23 protein-coding genes are annotated in these 19,661 nt (G+C 73.4%); 10 read left to right on the top strand and 13 right to left on the bottom strand.

What is annotated here, in order from left to right; translation table 11 throughout:
• Positions 1-148 precede the first annotated feature (148 nt).
• Both MicB006_RS08050 and dut read right to left on the bottom strand, forming a co-directional pair.
• On the bottom strand, positions 149-772 hold the full coding sequence (locus tag MicB006_RS08050; protein ID WP_116504949.1) for a DUF3710 domain-containing protein: 624 nt from the start codon (positions 770-772) through the stop codon (positions 149-151).
• A 25-nt stretch (positions 773-797) separates the two neighbouring features.
• Positions 798-1,295, bottom strand: a complete 498-nt coding sequence (dut, locus tag MicB006_RS08045; RefSeq protein ID WP_184689430.1) for a dUTP diphosphatase — start codon at positions 1,293-1,295, stop codon at positions 798-800.
• Between the two features lie 85 nt (positions 1,296-1,380).
• Here dut and MicB006_RS08040 point away from each other — a divergent pair, with 85 nt between their 5' ends.
• The gene (locus MicB006_RS08040; protein ID WP_116504947.1) at positions 1,381-1,872 is read left to right on the top strand and encodes a DUF3093 domain-containing protein; all 492 of its coding nucleotides are present in this window, start codon (positions 1,381-1,383) and stop codon (positions 1,870-1,872) included.
• 54 nt (positions 1,873-1,926) lie between these two features.
• On the opposite strand, the gene MicB006_RS08035 is transcribed toward MicB006_RS08040, so the two are convergent.
• Positions 1,927-2,796, bottom strand: a complete 870-nt coding sequence (locus MicB006_RS08035) for a hypothetical protein (RefSeq protein ID WP_116504945.1) — start codon at positions 2,794-2,796, stop codon at positions 1,927-1,929.
• A 135-nt stretch (positions 2,797-2,931) separates the two neighbouring features.
• The gene (locus MicB006_RS08030) at positions 2,932-3,228 is read right to left on the bottom strand and encodes a DUF4193 domain-containing protein (RefSeq protein WP_013284790.1); all 297 of its coding nucleotides are present in this window, start codon (positions 3,226-3,228) and stop codon (positions 2,932-2,934) included.
• A 440-nt stretch (positions 3,229-3,668) separates the two neighbouring features.
• On the opposite strand from MicB006_RS08030, the gene MicB006_RS08025 reads away from it, so the two are divergent.
• Positions 3,669-4,184, top strand: a complete 516-nt coding sequence (locus MicB006_RS08025; RefSeq protein WP_192900273.1) for a LytR C-terminal domain-containing protein — start codon at positions 3,669-3,671, stop codon at positions 4,182-4,184.
• Between the two features lie 71 nt (positions 4,185-4,255).
• Here MicB006_RS08025 and MicB006_RS08020 read toward each other — a convergent pair whose 3' ends face one another.
• Entirely contained in the window at positions 4,256-5,077 is an 822-nt protein-coding gene (locus tag MicB006_RS08020) for an inositol monophosphatase family protein (RefSeq protein ID WP_116504943.1), read from the bottom strand.
• Between the two features lie 285 nt (positions 5,078-5,362).
• On the opposite strand from MicB006_RS08020, the gene MicB006_RS08015 reads away from it, so the two are divergent.
• Both MicB006_RS08015 and MicB006_RS08010 read left to right on the top strand, forming a co-directional pair.
• A complete protein-coding gene (locus MicB006_RS08015; RefSeq protein WP_073830483.1) occupies positions 5,363-6,952 on the top strand; it encodes an RNA polymerase sigma factor in 1,590 nt (529 codons plus the stop codon).
• 245 nt (positions 6,953-7,197) lie between these two features.
• Positions 7,198-7,431, top strand: coding sequence for a hypothetical protein (locus MicB006_RS08010; RefSeq protein ID WP_013284786.1), 234 nt, complete (start codon positions 7,198-7,200; stop codon positions 7,429-7,431).
• Between the two features lie 175 nt (positions 7,432-7,606).
• Here the strand turns inward: MicB006_RS08010 and MicB006_RS08005 are convergent, their stop codons facing one another.
• The 3 genes from MicB006_RS08005 to MicB006_RS07995 all read right to left on the bottom strand — a co-directional run bounded on the left by MicB006_RS08005 (position 7,607) and on the right by MicB006_RS07995 (position 10,429).
• Positions 7,607-9,340: a DEAD/DEAH box helicase gene (locus MicB006_RS08005; RefSeq protein WP_116511251.1), complete on the bottom strand. Its 1,734-nt coding sequence runs from the start codon at positions 9,338-9,340 to the stop codon at positions 7,607-7,609.
• Positions 9,341-9,519: 179 nt separating this feature from the next.
• Positions 9,520-10,170: a trimeric intracellular cation channel family protein gene (locus tag MicB006_RS08000; protein ID WP_073830185.1), complete on the bottom strand. Its 651-nt coding sequence runs from the start codon at positions 10,168-10,170 to the stop codon at positions 9,520-9,522.
• A 40-nt stretch (positions 10,171-10,210) separates the two neighbouring features.
• Positions 10,211-10,429, bottom strand: coding sequence for a DUF3039 domain-containing protein (locus tag MicB006_RS07995; RefSeq protein WP_007456912.1), 219 nt, complete (start codon positions 10,427-10,429; stop codon positions 10,211-10,213).
• Positions 10,430-10,517: 88 nt separating this feature from the next.
• Here MicB006_RS07995 and MicB006_RS07990 point away from each other — a divergent pair, with 88 nt between their 5' ends.
• Positions 10,518-11,444, top strand: a complete 927-nt coding sequence (locus tag MicB006_RS07990; protein WP_116504941.1) for a pseudouridine-5'-phosphate glycosidase — start codon at positions 10,518-10,520, stop codon at positions 11,442-11,444.
• The gene (locus tag MicB006_RS07985; protein WP_073830187.1) at positions 11,441-12,337 is read left to right on the top strand and encodes a carbohydrate kinase family protein; all 897 of its coding nucleotides are present in this window, start codon (positions 11,441-11,443) and stop codon (positions 12,335-12,337) included. The genes MicB006_RS07990 and MicB006_RS07985 overlap by 4 nt, the downstream gene beginning before the upstream one ends.
• Before the next feature lie 41 nt (positions 12,338-12,378).
• Here the strand turns inward: MicB006_RS07985 and MicB006_RS07980 are convergent, their stop codons facing one another.
• Entirely contained in the window at positions 12,379-12,735 is a 357-nt protein-coding gene (locus tag MicB006_RS07980) for a DUF3099 domain-containing protein (protein WP_116504939.1), read from the bottom strand.
• A gap of 106 nt (positions 12,736-12,841) precedes the next feature.
• Here MicB006_RS07980 and MicB006_RS07975 point away from each other — a divergent pair, with 106 nt between their 5' ends.
• Together MicB006_RS07975 and MicB006_RS07970 are read left to right on the top strand one after the other, a co-directional pair.
• The gene (locus MicB006_RS07975; protein ID WP_225980676.1) at positions 12,842-13,153 is read left to right on the top strand and encodes a hypothetical protein; all 312 of its coding nucleotides are present in this window, start codon (positions 12,842-12,844) and stop codon (positions 13,151-13,153) included.
• Complete coding sequence (locus MicB006_RS07970; RefSeq protein WP_030502972.1) at positions 13,143-13,454, top strand: hypothetical protein; 312 nt, start codon at positions 13,143-13,145, stop codon at positions 13,452-13,454. The genes MicB006_RS07975 and MicB006_RS07970 overlap by 11 nt, the downstream gene beginning before the upstream one ends.
• Before the next feature lie 4 nt (positions 13,455-13,458).
• On the opposite strand, the gene MicB006_RS07965 is transcribed toward MicB006_RS07970, so the two are convergent.
• The 3 genes from MicB006_RS07965 to MicB006_RS07955 form a co-directional block, all read right to left on the bottom strand.
• Positions 13,459-14,691, bottom strand: a complete 1,233-nt coding sequence (locus tag MicB006_RS07965; protein ID WP_116504935.1) for a low temperature requirement protein A — start codon at positions 14,689-14,691, stop codon at positions 13,459-13,461.
• Between the two features lie 71 nt (positions 14,692-14,762).
• A complete protein-coding gene (locus MicB006_RS07960; RefSeq protein ID WP_116504934.1) occupies positions 14,763-15,347 on the bottom strand; it encodes an HhH-GPD-type base excision DNA repair protein in 585 nt (194 codons plus the stop codon).
• 118 nt (positions 15,348-15,465) lie between these two features.
• A complete protein-coding gene (locus tag MicB006_RS07955; protein ID WP_116504932.1) occupies positions 15,466-16,686 on the bottom strand; it encodes a S8 family peptidase in 1,221 nt (406 codons plus the stop codon).
• Positions 16,687-16,867: 181 nt separating this feature from the next.
• Between MicB006_RS07955 and MicB006_RS07950 the strand changes: the two genes are divergently transcribed.
• Together MicB006_RS07950 and dtd are read left to right on the top strand one after the other, a co-directional pair.
• Positions 16,868-18,352 carry a methyltransferase gene (locus MicB006_RS07950; protein WP_192900202.1) on the top strand — a complete coding sequence of 495 codons (1,485 nt, stop codon included), beginning with the start codon at positions 16,868-16,870 and terminating at the stop codon, positions 18,350-18,352.
• On the top strand, positions 18,352-18,774 hold the full coding sequence (gene dtd, locus MicB006_RS07945; RefSeq protein WP_069089362.1) for a D-aminoacyl-tRNA deacylase: 423 nt from the start codon (positions 18,352-18,354) through the stop codon (positions 18,772-18,774). Before MicB006_RS07950 ends, dtd begins: the two co-directional genes overlap by 1 nt.
• 6 nt (positions 18,775-18,780) lie before the next feature.
• Here dtd and MicB006_RS07940 read toward each other — a convergent pair whose 3' ends face one another.
• A complete protein-coding gene (locus tag MicB006_RS07940; protein ID WP_116511248.1) occupies positions 18,781-19,569 on the bottom strand; it encodes a sporulation protein in 789 nt (262 codons plus the stop codon).
• Positions 19,570-19,661: the final 92 nt, after the last annotated feature.

Here is a 19,661-nt window from a genome sequence, read left to right as displayed (position 1 = left end):
CGGGGCCCCGCGGGTGGCGGAACCGTCCCGCCAGCGTACGCCGATGCGGCCCGCCGGCGGGAGCGCCGTCGCGCGCGTACCGCCGCCCGGGACGCGGCACGCCGCGGGCCCGGCGCCGGTACGACGCCGGGCCCGGGCACGTGTGGATTCAGACCTCCTGCTGGCCGGCGTCGGCCTGCTGCTCGGCGACCTCGCGGGGCAGCCGCAGCGGCAGCGGCTCGCGCACCGGCTTGGCCTCCTGCCCGCGGTCGACAACCAGGCCGTCCAGGCAGGCCGTCAGCGGCCCGGCAGCGGCCGCGTCGATGGCCGCGACACCCTGGAAGACGCCGCGCACCATCCAGCGCGGGCCGTCGATGCCGACGAAGCGCAGGTCCGTCGGGCCGTCCGGGGTACGCACCCGGGCGCGCAGCTCGGGACCACGCTCCCCGTCGGCCTCCTGGACGGTGGCGCCGTCGGCGGTGAGCGACTGGCGGATCTCCTCGCGCACCTCGTCCCAGATGCCCTCGGAGCGGGGGGCGGCGAAGACGCCGAGCTGCAGCGCGTTCTGCCCGTGCACCAGCACCACCTGCTGGATCACGCCCTGCGGGTCGGCCTGGACGCGCACCTCCACGTCCGGCACCGCCGGGATCTGGAGGCTGCCCAGGTCGAGCCGGGGCGCTTCGGGGGCCTCGCTGACGTCGTACGGCCCGCGATCCGGCGCCGACGAGGTCTCCTCGGCGTCGAGGACCCCATTGTCACGCGCCTCGTCGGCCCGCTTCCGGGAGAAGATCACTGCGCCCACCCTCCGCTGTTCGCACTCACCCTGCCACCTCTTCGCTCTGCCCGCCGGACGGCGCCGGGACCAGACCGGCGTGCCCGCCTGTGGACCCGTGCCCGCCCGCGCCACGCCGGGACGCGGGCAGCTCGGCCACCGGCCGGAACTCGGCCCGGGCGACCCGCTGGACCACCAGTTGCGCGATGCGGTCGCCCCGGCTGATCTTGGCTGGCGTGTCCCGATCATGGTTGATCAGGTTGACCAGGATCTCACCCCGGTAGCCGGCGTCGACCGTACCGGGCGCGTTGAGCACCGTCACGCCGAGCCTCGCCGCCAGACCTGATCGGGGGTGGACCAGCCCGACGTACCCGTCGGGCAGCGCCACCGACACGCCGGTGGGCACCAGGGCCCGGCCGCCGGGCGGCAACTCGACGTCCGCGGCGGCCACCAGGTCCGCGCCGGCGTCGCCGGGATGGGCGTACGCCGGCAGCGGCAGCTCCGGGTCGAGCAGCCGCACGGGCACGGGTACGACGTCTGTCACGGTCATCCTCTTCCGTCCGGTCCTGCGGGGGTGCCCTGTCATCCTGCCGGTTGCCCGGCCCGCGACGCGCCGTACCCTCGTCAGTGTGCGTCAGTCGTCATCTCCGGCCGCGCCGCCGGCCAGCGCCGCGCCGTACGCGGAGCGCCTCGGGCTGCCCTGGTGGGCCTGGCCGCTCGGGCTGGCCGCGGCCGCGCTGCTCGCCGTCGAGCTCTGGATGGGCGCGACCGGTGTCCGCGCCTGGCTGCCGTTCGTGCTGCTGATCCCCGCCGCGGTGGCCGCCCTGTGGTGGCTGGGCCGGATCCGGGTCGAGGTGCGCGACGGCGAGCTGCTGGTGGACGACGCCCACCTCCCGGTGCGGTACATCGCGGACGTGGTGCCGCTGGACGCGGCCGGCCGGCGCGAGGTGCTCGGCGTCGGCTCCGATCCGCTGGCCTTCGTGGTGCAGCGCCCGTGGATCGGCGGCGCCGTGCAGGTGGTGCTGGACGACCCGGACGACCCGACCCCGTTCTGGGTGGTCAGCACCCGGCGCCCAGGGCAGCTGGCGGCCGCCGTCCTGGCCGCCCGCGACGCGGCCTGACCGTCGGCCCCCGGACGGCATCCGCTTCGGCCGCGGGAGCCGTCCCGACGCCGGTCAGGACGGCTTGTCGGGCAGCGCACGGGCGGTACGCCGCAGGTCCTTGCGTAGTTGCTCGCCGAGCGCGCGGGTGGCCCGGCGGTTGAGGTAGCCGGCCACGGCGGCGCCGGTCAGGAACGGCCCGAGCGTGGTGAGGTTGCGCCCGAAGCGGCGCATCAGGCTGTCCCGCAGCTCGCGGCGGGCGGCGGTGCCGAGCACCGCGCTCACCCCGACGCCCGGCATCATCGGGTTGACCCCGCGCTGGGTGGCCCAGGACTGCACGAGCGACACCGCGCGGCCGGTGCCGCCGGCGGGCAGCGGCACCCGGTGGACCTCGTGCAGCTCGCCGATGAGTTTCAGCTCGATCGCCACCACGGCGACCGTCTCGGCGGCCAGCAGGATGGGGGCGGAGAGCAGCGTGGGCGTCACCGCCCACTCGACCGCGGCCACGCCACCGCCGGCCGCGCCGACCCCGGCGGTGGCCCGGGACGCGTTGCGGACCAGCCGGTCGGCGAGCGCGTCGTCGTCCAGGCCGGGGAAGTGCCGCCGCAGCGTGGCGAGGTCGCGGATCGGCACGTGCGGGGCGATCTCGGCGACCGTGTCGGTCATCCAGCGCACCGCCGCCCGCGGCTTGAACAGATCGGTGACCCCGCGGGCGCGAGCCTGCCCGACCAGCCGGGTCAGCAGTTGCCGCCGGCGGGCCGGAGCGATGTCGTCGGCGGTCAGGGCGGCGACTGTCGCGCCGAGTTCCCCGGCGTCCGCGCCGAGCTCACCGGACGCCGGGCCGGAGCCGGCCGGCTCGGGTGTCGCATCCGGGCCGGTCGATGCCGGTCTCGCCGCTGGAGCCGGGGTCCGGTCGGCGCCGGTCCCCTCACTGCGCTCGCTCACCCGTCCGCCCTCCTGCTCCGCGCGGCGTGGCGCCGCCCGTAACGAGTCAAGCAGCAACCGGCCACCGGCGCACGGCGGCGGCTCGAACAGCGGCGGCCCCGTCGAGGAGGCCGCCGCTGGTGTCCCCGGTCGGGATCAGACGCACTCGCGGCAGATCAGGTCGCCGTTGCGCTCGACCGCCAGCTGGCTGCGGTGGTGGACCAGGAAGCAGCGGGCGCACCGGAACTCGTCCTGCTGCATCGGGAGGACCTTGACCGTGAGCTCCTCGTCGGCCAGATCGGCGCCGGGCAGCTCGAAGCTCTCGGCCACCTCGGCCTCGTCGACGTCCACGGCGCCCGACTGTGAGTCGACCCGCCGGGCCTTGAGCTCTTCCAGGCTGTCCTCGCCGAGGTCGACCTCGTCGCGACGCGGGGCGTCGTAGTCGGTGGCCATCGGTTTCACTCTCCAATATCGATATTGTCGCTGCCGGTTGTAACGCCGGACGACGCCGTTTCGGTTCCCCTGACCGGCCACCATCTCTGTCGGGCACCCGACCCGACGAGCGGTGGGCCGGGCTCACCGGAGCGCAAACACCCCCGGTGAGCGCGGAACCTTACCCCCCCTGTGGGCGAGGCATGTATACCGCCCTCGCGGTGGAGATGTACGCCTCTGCGCCCGAAGTTGTTCCCAATGTGACTCAGGCGACACGAAGATAGGGGTAGTCCTACCGGTTCACCGCGTGGCGCGCCGGTATGTCGGACTGTTTCCACGCCTGAGCCGGACAACCGTTAACCTCAGCGGCGTACTCGACGGCCGACCGGTCGCGGCCCGACCGCGTCGCCCGCCACCACCCAATCACTGTCCGGGGAGCGCCCAGGATGAGTTTTGCGCGAGTGCGGGCACTCGTTGTCGTCGGACTGCTGGCGCTCGTCGCCCTGGTCTTCGTGGTCATCGCCGTGCTGAAGGACAGTCAGGGCACAGCCGGTACGGCGGCCGACTGCCCGGACGGCTGGCCCCTGGTCGACCTGCGGCTGCGGGAACAGAAGGACGTCAAGATCAACGTCTACAACGCCACCGACGAGGCCGGCCGGGCCGGCAGCGTCGCGGACGACTTCCGCAACCGCAAGTTCCAGGTCAAGAAGGTCGGCAACGAGAAGAAGGCGTTCGAGGGCGTGGCCGAGCTGCGGTTCGGGCCCAACGCCGTGGGCTCGGCGCACCTGCTGCGCGCGTACTTCCTCAACGAGGCCAACCAGAAGTTCGACGCGAACCGCAAGGACGACGTGGTCGACGTGGTCCTGGGCAACCAGTTCCAGCAGCTCGCCACCACCACCGAGGTCAACCAGTCGCTCGGCGACCTGGGCGCGCCGCAGGCGCCGCCCGAGACCTGCCCGAAGCCGATCGAGAAGTAGGCGACGGGCGGTCCGGCCACGCGGGGCGGTCTTCCCCCGGGGAGGCCGCCCTGTCGCGTCTGCGGCACCGGTCACGGCCCGCCGGAGGCGTCCAGGTCGACGAGCCGGGCGTGCAGCGGCCCGTGCAGCGCGGGCGGCGCGGCGAGCACCAGGTCCGGTCCGGCCGGGCGGCCGGACAGGCCGGTCACCAGCAGCCCGGCCTCCCGGGCGACCAGCCCGCCGGCGGCCAGGTCCCAGGCGGCCAGCCCCTTCTCGTAGTACGCGTCCACCCGCCCCTCGGCGGCCAGGCAGAGGTCGAGCGCGGCGGCGCCCATCCGGCGGATGTCCCGGATGTGCGGGATCAGCTCGGCCACCACCCGCGCCTGGTGGGCCCGGCGGGCGGCGTCGTAGCCGAAGCCGGTGGCCACGAGCGCCTGGCCGAGATCGGTCGCGGCCGAGCCGCTCAGCCGCTGCCCGTCGCGCCAGGCGCCGCCGCCGAGCGTCGCGGTCCACTCCTCGCCGGTGACGATGTTGCGGACCACCCCGGCGACCACCTCGCCGGCCACCTCGGCGGCCAGCGAGACCGCGCAGTAGGGCAGCCCGTACAGGTAGTTGACGGTGCCGTCGATCGGGTCGAGGATCCAGCGCACCCCGTCGGCGTCGGCGGGGCCGGTCTCCCCCGCGCCGTACTCCTCACCCAGCACCGCGTCGTCCGGCCGCCGCTGCCGCAGCGCGGCCAGGACCTGCCGTTCCACCGCCCGGTCGGCGGCGGTGACCACGTCGGTCACCGTGCTCTTGGTCGCGGCCACCGAGACACCCTCGACCCGCATCCGGTACGCGGTGGCGGCGGCCTCCCGGGCCACATCGACCGCGATCGTGAGCAACTCCCGCGCCGTAGGCGTCGCGGTGATCATGTTCGTCCCCTTCCCGCACGATCGGGACCGGCCCACTCGTGCGCGGGTATCATCCTTACAAAGTCCACATCTGCGCCGATTCGGCGGTCCCCGACGCCGGTCCGCCGTGCGGCGCGGGATGATCGCGGCAGACGGCGTTACAATTCACCCTGCCCACGCGCCACGGACCGCCAGCGACCGGACGGCCCGGGACACGGGGGTCCTCAACGACTCGCCCGGCACGGCCGTCCCATGCTGCGCCGGACGACCCGGCCGTGCTCGCTCTTTCGCCTCCGGAAGGTCTTCGTGACAGATCCCCGCCAGACCGGCGCCGACGTTCGCTCGCTCACCGACACCCTGATCGCCCACGCGCAGAGCGCCGGTGGTCAGCTCACGTCGGCCCAGCTCGCGCGCACCGTCGAGTCCGCTGAGGTGACCCCGGCCCAGGCCAAGAAGATCCTCCGCGCGCTCTCCGAGGCGGGCGTGACGGTGGTGGTGGACGGCTCGGCGAGCACCCGCCGCCGCGTCGCCGCCGCCCGGTCCGCCACCCCGGCCTCCCGCGCGACCACGGCCAAGACCACCAAGAAGGCCGCCGCGCCCGCCCCGAAGCAGGCGCCGGCCGCCGAGGAGTCGCCCGCCCCGGCCCCCCGGAAGGCGACCGCGCGCAAGGCCACCACGGCCGACGTCGCAAAGGCCGCCGCCCCGGCGAAGGCCACCAAGGCGACCCGCGCCACCAAGGCCACGGTGGCCGCCAAGACCGCCGCGGCGAAGCCGGGGAAGGCCGACGGCCCCGAGGGCGAGATCGACCCGGAGCAGCTGGCCGCCGAGATCGAGGACGTGGTGGTCGAGGAGCCGGCCGAGCTGACCCGGGCCGCCGAGGCCGACGCGGCCAGCTCCGCCACCGACAACGACTTCGAGTGGGACGACGAGGAGTCCGAGGCGCTCAAGCAGGCGCGCCGGGACGCCGAGTTGACCGCCTCCGCCGACTCCGTGCGGGCGTACCTCAAGCAGATCGGCAAGGTTCCGCTGCTCAACGCCGAGCAGGAGGTCGAGCTGGCCAAGCGGATCGAGGCCGGCCTCTACGCCGCCGAGCGGCTGCGCGCCGCCGACGAGGGCGAGGAGAAGCTGGTCCGCGACCTGCAGCGCGACCTGATGTGGATCTCCCGGGACGGCGAGCGGGCCAAGAACCACCTGCTGGAGGCCAACCTGCGGCTGGTGGTCTCGCTGGCCAAGCGCTACACCGGACGCGGCATGGCCTTCCTCGACCTCATCCAGGAAGGCAACCTCGGCCTCATCCGCGCCGTCGAGAAGTTCGACTACACCAAGGGCTACAAGTTCTCCACCTACGCCACCTGGTGGATCCGCCAGGCCATCACCCGCGCCATGGCCGACCAGGCCCGCACCATCCGCATCCCGGTGCACATGGTCGAGGTGATCAACAAGCTCGGCCGGATCCAGCGCGAGCTGCTCCAGGACCTGGGCCGCGAGCCCACCCCGGAGGAGCTGGCCAAGGAGATGGACATCACACCGGAGAAGGTGCTGGAGATCCAGCAGTACGCCCGGGAGCCCATCTCGCTGGACCAGACCATCGGCGACGAGGGCGACAGCCAGCTCGGCGACTTCATCGAGGACTCCGAGGCGGTCGTCGCTGTCGACGCGGTGTCGTTCTCGCTGCTCCAGGACCAGCTCCAGCAGGTCCTCCAGACGCTGTCCGAGCGTGAGGCGGGCGTGGTGCGCCTGCGCTTCGGCCTCACCGACGGTCAGCCGCGCACCCTGGACGAGATCGGCCAGGTGTACGGCGTGACCCGGGAACGCATCCGGCAGATCGAATCGAAGACCATGTCCAAGTTGCGGCACCCCTCGCGTTCCCAGGTGCTCCGCGACTACCTGGACTGACCACCGGACGTCAACAATTCGTGCCGGTTTGATCACCAGCCGTAGAACACTCATCAGTGATCGATCGGTTGCCTGTTTGTGATCGTTGACGTGGCACCCTTGGTGCACGGCACACTGTCTCCCACGCCATGTGTGACCTCGGTCCCCCGCGGGCACACAGGGAAGGCAGGGCCCGAGATGGGTGTTGCACGATAGGTGAGCAACCGAAGAGAGTGTTCATCGGTGACGACCAGAGGAGGAAGGCGATGACCCCGACCCTCACGCCGCCGCCCGAGACGGTGAGCCCCCCGGCCGCCGATGAACGGTGCGACCGCTGCAATGCTGCCGGCAAGCTCCGGATCACTCTGGCGGGTGGGAGTGAGCTGGTGTTCTGTGGGCACCACGCGAACAAGTACGCGGAGGATCTCGTGAAGATCACCGTGCGCTACGCGTCGGACCCGGAGTTCAGCTGGCGTGGCGCCGATCTGATGGCGAACTGAGGTCCGACAGGAAATCCACATCACGACATAACCGGCCGGAGGCACCCACACGGGTCGCCTCCGGCCGGTTTTTGTGCTCGTCCCGCGTGCCCCGTGGGCGTGCCCCGTGGTGCGTGGTGCGTGGTGTTAAGAAGGGGCCCCTGCACTACCGCAGGCGTTAAGAGGGGGCCCTTCCTTACAGGGTCTGCACGGTGGCGATGCGCTCCTCGAGCTGCTCGATCGTCGCCTGCGCGCTGGGCGGGCCGCCGCACATCCGGCGCAGCTCGGCGTGGATCTTGCCGTGCGGCTGGCCGGTGCGGTGGTGCCGGGCGGCCACCAGAGCGTTCAGCTGCCGCCGTAGCGCCACGCGGCGCTGGGCGGCACTCATCGGTGGGGGCGCCGCCGCCGGGGCCGCAGCGGCCGGCTCAGCGGTCCGCTGGGCGGCCCGGCGCTTCTGCGCGGCGAGCTGCTCGGCCTGCCGCTTGGTCAGCAGCAGCGAGACCTGGTCTGCGGTGAGCAGACCGGGCAGGCCGAGGTATTCCTCCTCTTCGGGCGTACCGGCCTGGGCGGCGGTGCCGAACGACGCGCCGTCGAAGATGACCTGGTCCAGCTCGGCGGTGGCGGAGAGCGCGGCGAAGCGCTTCTCCAGCTCGCCGCTGGCGCCGTCGTCGCGCTGGGCGCGCTCCAACAGGTCGTCGTCGAAGCCCTCACGATCCTTCGGCTTGCCGAGCACGTGGTCCCGCTCGGCCTCCATCTCACTCGCCAGCCCGAGCAGATGCGGCACGCTGGGCAGGAACACCGACGCGGTCTCGCCGGAGCGGCGGGCCCGGACGAACCGGCCGATCGCCTGCGCGAAGTACAGCGGGGTGCTGGCGCTGGTCGCGTACACGCCGACTGCCAGCCGGGGGATGTCGACGCCCTCGGACACCATCCGCACCGCGACCAGCCACCGTTGCTGGGAGGCGGCGAACGTCGCGATCCGCGCGGACGCGCCCTGGTCGTCGGAGAGCACCACGGCGGCCTTCTCACCGGTCACCCGCTCCAGCAGCTTCGCGTACGCGCGGGCCACCTGCTGGTCGCTGGCGATGACCAGGCCGCCCGCGTCCGGCATGCCGTTGGCGCGCAGCACGCTGAGCCGGGCGTCGGCGGCGCGCAGCACCTGCGGCATCCAGTCGCCGGCCGGGTCCAGCGCGGTACGCCACGCCTGTGCGATCAGGTCCTGCGTCATCGGCTCGCCGAGCCGGGCCGCCAGTTCCTCGCCGGCGTTGGTGCGCCACCGGGTCTCCCCCGAGTAGGCCAGGAACAGCACCGGCCGGACCACGCCCTCGCGCAGCGCGTCGGAGTAGCCGTAGACCGAGTCGGCGCGGGAACGCAGCAGCCCGTCCCCGCCGCGCTCGTAGCTGACGAACGGGATCGGGTTGTCGTCGGAGCGGAACGGCGTACCGGTGAGCATCAGGCGGCGTACCGCGGGCTCGAACGCCGCCTTGACGCCGTCGCCCCAGGTCCGCGAGTCGCCGGCGTGGTGGATCTCGTCGAGGATGACCAGCGTGCGGCGGGTCATGGTGCGCCGGCGGTGCACCTGCGGCGCCATGCCCACCTGGGCGTACGTGACGACCGCGCCGTGGAAGTCGGCGGCGGAGTGCAGGTCGGCGTTGCGGAACGCGGCGTCGAGCTGGATGCCGACCCGGGCGGCGGCCTGCGCCCACTGGGTCTTCAGGTGCTCGGTCGGCGCGACCACTGTGACCGCCTCGACCGTGCCGTCGGCGAGCAGTTCGGCGGCGATCCGGAGCGCGAACGTGGTCTTGCCGGCGCCGGGCGTGGCGACCGCTGTGAAGTCCTCGGTCCGGCGGCGCAGGTACTCCACGAGCGCCTTGCGTTGCCAGGCACGCAGGGGCGGGAACGTGTCGAGCGTCGGCATCCGCGGTGGCACGCGTAGCTCCTCTCCGCCGCGGACGGCGGCGGGCCCGACCGGGGCCACGGGAGCCGCCGCCCATGAAAACGCCCTCGCGCATCCTGTGCCGCGAAGGCGGACTCAGCATAACCAGCGCGGGCCGTACGCCCCACTCGACGCCACGCCTGTCACATCCGCCCACCCCGGCGCACGGCGGGTCAGGACAGTGGTCCCCCGGTGCCGGTGCGCGGCGGGCGCAGCGTCGCCACCGGCGCGGACCAGCGCCGGCGCAGCGCGATCAGGCGCAGCCCGAACACCAGCAGGACGGCGGCGGTGAGCGGCACGGCGGTCGCCTGTCCGCACGCCGACAGCAGCGCCACCGTTACCGCTCCGGCGAGCGCGGCGAGGGCGTAGATCTCCCGGCGCAGCACCACCGGGATCTCGCCGGTGAGCAGGTCGCGGCCCAGCCCGCCACCGATCGCGGTGAGCATGCCGATCATGCAGGCGCCGACCGGCGGCACGGCGGCGTCGAGGGCCTTGAGCGTGCCGATGACCGTGAACAGGCCGAGGCCGGCGGCGTCGAGCACCAGCACCGTGGTGCGCAGCCGGGCGAGCTGCGGGTGCAGCCAGAACACGGCGGCGGCGGTGAGGGAGGCGGTGGCGGCGTACCGCCAGTCGGCGAACGCCAGCGGGGGAACCTCGTCGATCGCCAGGTCGCGGAAGATGCCGCCGCCGAGCGCGGCGACCACGCCGACGAAGACGACCCCGAACAGGTCGAGCCGTTTCGCCACCGCCGCGGAGGCGCCGGAGGCGGCGAAGACCGCCACGCCGGTGAGGTCGGCGAGGAGCAGGGCGGTGGAGGTGGTCACCGCCGCAGGTTACGTGCGCGGGCCGCGACGCCGCCCGGCATCACTCGCGGTACGAGTCGTAGATCTCCTTGCACTTCGGGCAGACCGGGGAGCCCGGCTTGGCCGCCTTGGTGACCGGGAACGTCTCGCCGCAGAGCGCGACCACGAAGGTGCCCATGACGGCACTCTCGGCGATCTTCTCCTTGCGGACGTAGTGGAACATCTCCGGACCAGTGTCCGCGTCCTTCAGCTCGGGACGCTCGAGAACCTCTGTGCTCACGACTCCACCTCCGGCGTTCCAGTTTTGCAGGTCGGTCCGTCCTGGTCCACCTGGGCCCCGGGCGGGAGCGGCCCGTACGGTAGCCGACGTGACCAACTTTCACATCAGTCTCGGTAGTGAGGTGGCCGACGCCCTGCGCGACGGCCGCCCGGTCGTGGCGTTGGAGAGCACGATCGTCTCGCACGGGCTGCCCCGGCCGGACAATCTGCGCGTGGCGCGCGAGATCGAGCAGGCGGTACGGGACGCGGGGGCGGTGCCGGCCACCATCGGCATGGTCGCCGGCGAGCTGCGGGTCGGGCTGGACGACGCCCAGCTCACCCGCCTCGCCACAGTCGACGGCGTGAGCAAGCTCTCGGTCCGCGACCTGGCCCCGGCGGCGGCGACCGGCGCGGACGGCGCCACCACCGTCGCGGCCACCAGCGCGGTAGCGACGGCGGCCGGGATCGGCGTGTTCGCCACCGGTGGGCTCGGCGGCGTGCACCGGGAGGCGGCGCAGACGTTCGACGAGTCGGCCGACCTGGTCACGCTGGCCCGGACCCCGATCGCGGTGGTCTGCGCCGGGGTGAAGTCGATCCTCGACGTGGGCGCCACGCTGGAACGGCTGGAGACGCTCGGGGTGGGTGTGGTCGGCTACCGCACCCGCCGGTTCCCCGGCTTCTACCTCACCGACGCCGGCTTCGACCTGGACTGGTCGGTCGAGTCGCCGGAGCAGGTGGCGGACGTGCTGGCCGCCCGCGCGGCGCACGGTGTGCACCACGGCGGCCTGGTGGTGGCCAACCCGCTGCCCGCCGACGAGCAGCTCGACCCGGCGCTGCACGACCGCACGCTCGCCGAGGGGCTGGCCGCGCTGGCCCGGGAAGGGATCACCGGCAAGGCGGTCACCCCGTTCCTGCTGTCGCACTTCCACGCCGCCACCGAGGGCGCCAGCCTGACCGTGAACGTCCGGATCATCCTGCGCAACGCCGACCTCGCGGCCCGGATCGCGGTCGCCGCGGCGACCCGTCGCACCGCATGAGCACCACGCCGCGGATATTCGTCGTCGGCGACGTCATCACCGACGTGCTCGCGGTCCTGTCCGGGCCGCTCGCCACCGGCTCGGACACCGCGGCCGGGATCCGGTTCAGCGGCGGCGGGCAGGCGGCCAACACCGCGGCCTGGCTCGCCGGGCAGGGCGCGGCGGTGACGCTGGTCGCCGCCGTCGGCGACGACGAGACCGGCCGGGAGCGGGTGGACGAGCTGACCCGCATCGGTGTGGACTGCGCGGTGGAGCGGCACGAGGGCTATCCGACCGGCACCGTCATCGTGCTCACCCACGACGGGGAGCGGACCATGGTCAGCCAGCGGGGCGCGAACCTGCGGCTGACCGCCGCGCACGTGGACGCGGCGCTGGCCGCGGCGCCCGACGCCGGGCATCTGCACCTGTCCGCGTACACCCTGTTGGACGTGGGGTCGCGCGGCGCCGGCCTGCGCGCGCTGGCCACGGCCCGCGCGCGCGGGCTGACCGTCAGCGTCGACGCGGCGTCCGCGGCGCCGCTGCGGCGCGTCGGCGGGGCGTTCCTGACCTGGGTACGCGATGTCGACCTGCTGCTCGTCAACACGGACGAGGCGACGGTGCTGGCCGGCGGGCTGGACCCGGCGGCGCAGGCCCGGGCGCTCACGGCGGTGGCGCACCGGGTGGTGGTCAAGCAGGGCGCGGCCGGCGCGGTCTGGGTGGAGCGCGGCGGCGTGGTGGAGTTCGCTCCGGCGCCGGGGGTGGACGTGGTGGACGTGACCGGTGCCGGGGACGCGTTCGCGGCCGGGTTGCTCACCGCCTGGCTGGCCGGCGCCGATCCGCGCGCCGCGCTGGCCCGCGCCGGCGACCTGGGCGCGCTGGCAGTGACGACAGTGGGCGCCCGCCCCACCCCCTGATCCGAGGGTGGCCGGTCCGGGCGGTGATCCGCCCGGGCCGGTCAGGGCTCGGCGTCGATGATCTTGTGCGGGTTCTCCTGCGTGGTCAGCGCAGTGGGCGCGGGCTCCTCGCGGCGGCGGTTCTGGAACCGGTTCGCCAGCCGGTGCTCCTCCTTGGGCGGCCGGTCGTTGGCGAGCAGCACGGCGAGCCAGGGCACGAGCACCATGCCGAGCGCGCACAACGGCAGCCAGAGCCAGAGCAGCGGTGCCTTCGCGCCGACCAGGATCGCGCCCGCCACCAGGCACGCGACCCGGATGGCCATCATCAGCACGTAACGCTTCTGCCGGCTGTTGAGCTGGTCGTCCTGGCTGCGCGGGGCGTCGGTGATCAGGATCGGCTGGTACGCCTGACGCTTCACCACGGACCTCCTACGAGGGGATACGCCTCATCCTGTCACTCCGGACGGATGATCGGCGAAATTCGTGACGACCGGTCGCGTGTTACGTTCGTGGTACGCTTCGGCGGTGGCCAACCGGTTCAGCTTCACCGACGAGGCGCTGGCGAACCTGCGGGTCTACGACGTCACACCCGGGGAAGTCTGGGAGGCCCTGCACAGCAGGCACCGGGTCATCCGGCACCTCGGTGACGACGTGATGGTGGTCTACGCGACCGACCATCGGGGCCGGCGGCTCGCCGTGCTGCTGGCCGAGGCCGAGGGCACCGACAACGACTGGGACATCCTCTCCGCCCGCGAACTGAGCGACGTCGAGGCCAAGCGCTACGACGAGGCGGTGCGGAACTCACACCGACGAGGAGGCGGTCACCATGCACCGTGACGAGGCGACCAAGCGGTTCCACGCCGGGGGCGACACGTTCGCCGACCTGATCGACGACACGTCACCGGCGCAACTGCCCACCCCCGACACCGACGTGCCGATGGTGAGCCGGTCGGTCCGGCTGCCGCTGGAGACGTACGAGCGGGTCCGCGCCGCCGCCGACGCGCGCGGCATCGGAGTGACCACGCTGATGCGGCAGTGGATCGAGGCCGGCCTGGCCGACCTGGACGACTCGGCCACCGTCTCACTGGCCGACGTGCGCCGCGCGCTGGCGTCGCTGTCCCGCCCGACCGCCGCCTGACGGCTCACGCCTCAGGGCCGGCCTCGCCGAGCGTCTCCCGGCCGAGCGGCGAGGCGGAGTGCTCCGGTGGGCGGTGCCAGGCCCGGCGGGCGTCGGCGAACGCGACGAGCGCCAGCACGACGGCCACCGCGCCGAGCGCCAGCATCGCCGGCATGGTCGCGAACGCGGGCAGGAGCAGCACCAGGGCCAGCAGCCCGGCCAGCCGGGAGCGGGACACCCGGCCGAAGATCTCGTACTCGAACCGGGAGCGGGCGGCCAGGAAGAGCGCCGGGCCGCCCACCACGAAGACCAGCCAGTTCGGCCGGGACGGGTCGAACGGGTGCGCGATGACCAGCTCGTAACCGGCCGCCGCGCTGAGCACGCCGAGCACCATGAACAGATGGGTCTGCGCCGCGGACTCGGCCAGCCGTCCCGGCGTGCCGGCCGTCCGCAACGCCTCGGCCAGCAGGTGACCGGCCCGGTGGAAGTAGATGCGCCAGAGCAACGCGGTGATCAGGAACGAGATCGCGAACGCCGCGGCCGCCTCGCCGGAGAACTCCTTCCCGCTGTAGGTCACGCCGATGACCAGGATCGACTCGCCAAGCGCGATGAGGAAGATCTGCTGGTAGCGCTCGGCGAGGTGCTCCCCGGTCACGCGCCACTGCCGGAGGCGCGACGCCCCGAGCCCCGGCAGCGGCCAGCCCAGGAGCGTGCCGAGGTGGTCCACCGCCAGCGCGACCACCCAGAGCGCCAGGCGCGGGCCGGGCATCAGCGCGCCGGCGAGCCACAGCGGGGCGCTGGCCGCCGCCCAGGCGGCCAGCCGCACCGGGACCAGGCGGCGCGGGTGCCCGCGCAACGCCGCCGCGATCACCAGCGGCCGGCCGACCATCACCACCACGTACGCCAGCGCGAACGGCAACGCCCGCTCCTCCAGCGCGCGGGGCAGCGTCACGCCCAGCACCAGGCTGCCGAACATGGTGCCGACCACCACCGCCTGGATGACGACGCGCTCCGGCTCGTAGCGGCTGGTGACCCAGGTGGTGATCGTCCAGACCTGCCACAGCACCATGAACAGCAGCAGGGTCTTGCCCACGTCGGCGGCCACCGCACCGGCCGAGCCGTTGATGCCGTCGATCAGGCGCTGCGAGACCCGGGTCAGCGCGAACACGAAGACCAGGTCGAAGAAGAGCTCCAGGAAGGTGGCCCGGCCAGGGCTGGACGCGGTACGCAGCAGCGCCCCACCCCGCTGCTCGGCCATCGTCGCCCCCGTCCCCCGTCCTGGCAACAAACGACAGGGGCGGCGGGCCGGTTGCGGCGGCGGGCCGCGGATCAGCCCTTCGCGGCCTTCGCCTCCGCCTTCATCCGCTGCTTGAACTCGCGTACCCGGCGCAGCGACTCCGGATCGGTCACGTCCGCTACCGACCGGTGGGCGTCCGCGTCGCCGTAGTCGCCGGCCGCCTCGCGCCAGCCGTCCGGCGTGATCCCGAACCGCTTCCCGAGCAGCGCGACGAAGATCTGCGCCTTCTGCCGGCCGAACCCGGGCAGCTCGCCGACCCGGCGCAACAGCTCCCGCCCGTCGGCCACGTCCGACCAGAGCCGGGCCGGGTCGCCGTCGTACCGCTCGACGAGCGTCCGGCACACCTCCTGCACGCGGGCCGCCATCGCCTTCGGGAAGCGGTGCAGCGCCGGCGGCCGGGCGAAGAGCTCCACGAGCGCCTCCGGGTCGTACCCGGCCAGTTCGGCGGCGTCCGGCTCGTGACCGAGCCGCTGCGCCAGCACGTACGGGGAGGAGAACGCCTTCTCCATCGGCACCTGCTGGTCGAGCACCATGCCGAGGAGCAGGGCCAGCGGGCTGCGCGCCAGCAGCTCGTTGGCCTGCGGGTCGATGGGCAGGGAGAGCGTCATGAGGACCATAGTGCCGTCCCGCCCGGCGGTCGGGGGTGCCGACTCCCCGACGACGTGCCGCGGCCCGGCGGACCCCTGGGAGGTCCACCGGGCCGCGGCCCACTGTTCGGTCAGGTCACCCGTGTCGTCAGTTGACGACGAAGAGCAGCCGGTTCGGCGAGCCCGAGCCCGGGCTGGTCACCTTGCCGGTGGTGGCGTTGCTGGTCAGGTAGCTGGCCACCTGAGCCGGGGTGTAGGAGGTGTTCGCGGACAGCACGAGCGCCGCCGCGCCGGCCACGTGCGGGGACGCCATCGAGGTGCCGCTGATCGAGTTGGTGGCGGTGTCGCTGGTCCGCCACGCCGAGGTGATCGACGAGCCCGGGGCGAAGATGTCCACGCAGGAGCCGTAGTTGGAGTAGGAGGCACGGGCGTCGGTGCTGGTGGTGGCGCCCACCGTGATCGCCGCGGCGACCCGGGCCGGCGACGAGTTGCACGCGTTGGCGCTGGAGTTGCCGGCCGCGAGCGCGTACGTGATGCCGGAGTTGATCGAGTTGGCCACCGCGTTGTCCAGCGTGGTGCTGGCGCCACCGCCGAGGCTCATGTTGGCCACGGCCGGCTTCACCGCGTTCGAGGTGACCCAGTTGACGCCGCTGATCACACCGGCGGTGGTGCCGCTACCGGAGCAGTTGAGCACCTTGACGGCCACCAGGCGCACGCTCTTGGCCACGCCGTACTTGGTGCCGCCGACCGTGCCGGCGACGTGGGTGCCGTGGCCGTTGCAGTCGGTGTTGTTGGTGTCGACCGTGTTGGTGCCCCAGGTGGCCCGGCCGCCGAAGTCGCTGTGCGTGGTGCGGATGCCCGTGTCGATGATGTAGGCGCGCACGTTGCTGGCGGTGTTCGGGTAGGTGAAGGTGCTGTTCAGCGGCAGGTTGCGCTGGTCGATCCGGTCCAGGCCCCAGGTGGCCCCGGTCTGGGTGCCCTGGGTGGTCATGACGCGGTCCTGCTCGACGTACGCGACGGCCGGGTCGGCCGCGAGCCGGCGCGCCTGGGCGGGGGTCATCTTCGCGCTGTACCCGGTGAGAGCGGAGCTCCACACCGTGCCGACGTTGCCGCCGTAACGCTTGGCCAGGCCGGCAGCCCGGTCCGGCACGGCGGTACGGGCGGCGAGGGTGTTCGCGGTGCCGACCGCGTCGCCCTTGAGCACGACCACGTAGCTGCCGCTGACGGCGTCGGCGGCACCGGCGTACCGGACCTCCCCGGTGGGCGCGGCGAGAGCGGGCGTGGAGGCGGCGGCGGCGAAGGCCGCGGCGGCGGCCGTGACGGCGAGCGCACGCAGCGCGCGCCGCCGGGGAAGGGACACGTCGGGCATCGTCTGGACTCCCTACCGGGGCGGCCCGGTTTGTGCCCGGATCACCCCATCGACGGATGTTGGCAGGAATGCTAGCCATAGATCGACACACATAAAAGAGATAGCTGCCGATAGATGCGGTCCACGTTATGGATCGGCGGGTGCGCGTCACGGCGGACGACGCCCGAGGCAGGATGAGCACGTGAACCGTCACGACATGCTGCTCTCCCCCGCCGGGGTCGACGCGCTGCGCACCGCGCTCACGCTTGCCCGCTTCACCGCCAACGGCATCGCCGACCGGCTGGGCCCGCGGGCCACCGGCGCGGTGGCCCGCAACGACCACCGGGCCGCGCTGCGCGCCACCGAGGACCGGGACCGGCTGGCCACGCTGATCCGCGTCTTCATCTGCGACCAGACCGAGCCGGAGGCGGCGGTGGCCGCCGCGCTGGCCCCGCTGACGGTGGACGAGGCGCTCGCCGGGGGCATCGTCGAGCGGCACGGCGACGGGCTGCGCGCCGGGGTCGACCTGGAACCGTACGGCGACGACTGGTGGGTGCTCGCCGACGTGCCCGCCAGCGCCCGGCCCGGCCGGCCGCTGCACGCCGAGCACGTGCTGGGCATCGGCGGCGCCACCCAGACGCTGATCTCGGCGGCGGTACGCCCGACCGTGGACACCGCGCTCGACCTCGGCACCGGCTCCGGCGTGCAGGCGCTGCACCTGGGCACCCACGCCCGCCGGGTCACCGCCACCGACGTCTCCGAGCGGGCGCTGCGCTTCGCCGCCACCACCGCCGCCCTCAACGGGCAGGACTGGGAGCTGCTGCGCGGCGACATGGTCGCCCCGGTGGCCGGACGCCGCTTCGACCTGGTGGTCAGCAACCCGCCGTTCGTGGTCGGGCCGGGCACCACCACGCACGTCTACCGCGACTCCGGGCGGGTCGGCGACGCGATCGGCGCGGAGCTGGCCGCCGCCGCGCCGGACCTGCTCACCGAGGGCGGCACCATGCAGTACCTGGCGAACTGGGTGCACGTCACCGGCGAGGACTGGGCCGAGCGGGTCACCGGCTGGTTCGCCGGCACCGGCCTGGACGCGTGGGTCATCCAGCGTGAGGTGGCCGACCCGATGGCGTACGTGAACCTCTGGCTGACCGACGTCGGCGAGAGCGCCGACCCGCAGCGGATGGCGTCCTGGCTGGACTGGTTCGACGCGCACAAGGTCGAGGCGATCGGCTTCGGCATCGTCTCGCTGCGCCGCTCCGGCCACGAGCAGCCGATCGTCCGGGTGGAGGACCTGCGCCAGCGGGTCGAGCCGCCGCTCGGCGACCGGATCGGCGAGTGGTTCACCCGCCAGGACTGGCTGCGCGCCCGGGACACCGAGGGCCTGCTCGCCGCCCGCTACCGCGCCGCCGAAGGGCTCCAGCTACGGCAGGAGGCCACCATGGGCGACGACGGCTGGGCGGTGGACCGGCAGGTCCTGGCCATGCCGCGCGGGCTGCGCTGGTCGGAGGAGATCGACCCGCTGGTACTCGCCCTGGTCGGCGGCGCCGACGGCCGGCTGCCGCTGCGCGACCAGCTCGCCCTGCTGGCCGCCGCGCACGACGTGACGCCGGACGAACTGGCCGAGGCGGCCGGGCCGATCGTGGCGCACCTGGTCGAGCGCGGCATCGTCGAGCCGGTGACCGGCTGATGCGGGCGGTGGTGCAGACGGTCGGCCGGGCCCGGGTGACAGTCGACGACGAGGTGACCGGTGAGATCACCGACGGCCTGCTGGTGCTGCTCGGCGTCACCCACACCGACACCCCGCAGGTGGCCGCCACCATGGCCCGCAAGCTGCACGAGCTGCGCATCCTCGACGACGAGCGCAGCGCCGCCGACGTCGGCGCGCCGCTGCTGGTGGTCAGCCAGTTCACGCTCTACGGCGACGCGCGCAAGGGCCGGCGGCCGAGCTGGACCGCCGCGGCGCCCGCCGAGGTGGCCGAACCTCTGGTGGACGCCGTGGTCGAGCAGTTGCGCGCCCGGGGCGCGAAGGTGGAGACCGGCCGCTTCCGCGCCCACATGCTCGTGGAGAGCGTCAACGTCGGTCCCCGGACCCTCGTGCTCGACCTCTGAGGCGGACTAGGAGAACAGCCCGCGGCGGGACAGCGACTGCCGCAGCCAGCCGTCGAGATGGGCGGCCCAGTCGGTACGGTCCGCCGTGGCGTGGTCCACGGTGAACCGGCCGAACGCGTCGCGGCCCTCGGTGAACAGGCCGCCCCGCTTGTCCAGCTCCAGCACCACGTGCACCTGCTGCGGGTCGGTGACGAAGGTGACCTCCAGCTGGTTCATCGCGCCCGCGTACTGCGGCGCCGGGTAGAACTCGATCTCCTGGTAGAAGGGCAGCTGCTGGCGTACGCCGTAGATGTGCCCGCGCTCGACGTCAGCGCGCGCGAAGCGGAAGCCCAGCCGCAGCAGCGCCTCCAGCAGCCGCTCGTGGGCGGGCAGCGGGTGCACCGACACGGCGTCCATGTCGCCCTTGTCCACCGCCCGGGCCACCTCCAGCTCGGTACGCAGGCCCATGGTCATGCCGTGCAGGTGCTGGCCGTACAGGTCGGTGAGCGGCGTCTCCCAGGGCACCTGGTAGCGGAACGGCACGTCGTGACGCTGCCCCGGCTCCAGCCGGAACGGGCCGGTCATCTGGGCCCGGCCGAACTCCTGGTTGACGTCGTACTCGGAGTCGGAGCTCTCCACCTCGACCCGGGTGACCAGACCGAGCGCGACGTAGCTGACGTCCACCGGGTGGTCGCCGCCGACCACCTGGATCCGGCCCTCCAGGACGCCGCCCGGGCGACAGTTCGGGTTGGCCAGCACCGTCTCCACCGACGGTCCGCCCACACCCATCGCCTGCATGAGCCGCTTGAAGACCACCACGTTCTCCGATCGTCAGTTCCGGGTCCGGCCCCGACGGCCGGTCGCTGGCACGGTAACCGCGCCGGGCAAGCGGAGGCCGCATTCCACAC

Origin of the sequence: Micromonospora sp. B006 (assembly GCF_003408515.1) — a bacterium.
Taxonomy (GTDB): domain Bacteria; phylum Actinomycetota; class Actinomycetes; order Mycobacteriales; family Micromonosporaceae; genus Micromonospora; species Micromonospora echinospora_A.
The sequence above is the reverse complement of the archived record's forward strand: the minus strand, read 5'-3'. Positions and strand labels throughout refer to the sequence as shown.

What these genes read in the sequence shown, in the direction of transcription:
- MicB006_RS07960 (WP_116504934.1), bottom strand. Translation starts at nt 15,347, where the DNA reads ATGGTCCTCATGACGCTCTCCCTGCCCATCGACCCGCAGGCCAACGAG.
- MicB006_RS08010 (WP_013284786.1), top strand. Translation starts at nt 7,198, where the DNA reads ATGACCCCGACCCTCACGCCGCCGCCCGAGACGGTGAGCCCCCCGGCC.
- MicB006_RS07955 (WP_116504932.1), bottom strand. Translation starts at nt 16,686, where the DNA reads ATGCCCGACGTGTCCCTTCCCCGGCGGCGCGCGCTGCGTGCGCTCGCC.
- MicB006_RS08020 (WP_116504943.1), bottom strand. Translation starts at nt 5,077, where the DNA reads ATGATCACCGCGACGCCTACGGCGCGGGAGTTGCTCACGATCGCGGTC.
- dtd (WP_069089362.1), top strand. Translation starts at nt 18,352, where the DNA reads ATGCGGGCGGTGGTGCAGACGGTCGGCCGGGCCCGGGTGACAGTCGAC.
- MicB006_RS07965 (WP_116504935.1), bottom strand. Translation starts at nt 14,691, where the DNA reads ATGGCCGAGCAGCGGGGTGGGGCGCTGCTGCGTACCGCGTCCAGCCCT.
- MicB006_RS07985 (WP_073830187.1), top strand. Translation starts at nt 11,441, where the DNA reads ATGAGCACCACGCCGCGGATATTCGTCGTCGGCGACGTCATCACCGAC.
- MicB006_RS08030 (WP_013284790.1), bottom strand. Translation starts at nt 3,228, where the DNA reads ATGGCCACCGACTACGACGCCCCGCGTCGCGACGAGGTCGACCTCGGC.
- MicB006_RS07970 (WP_030502972.1), top strand. Translation starts at nt 13,143, where the DNA reads ATGCACCGTGACGAGGCGACCAAGCGGTTCCACGCCGGGGGCGACACG.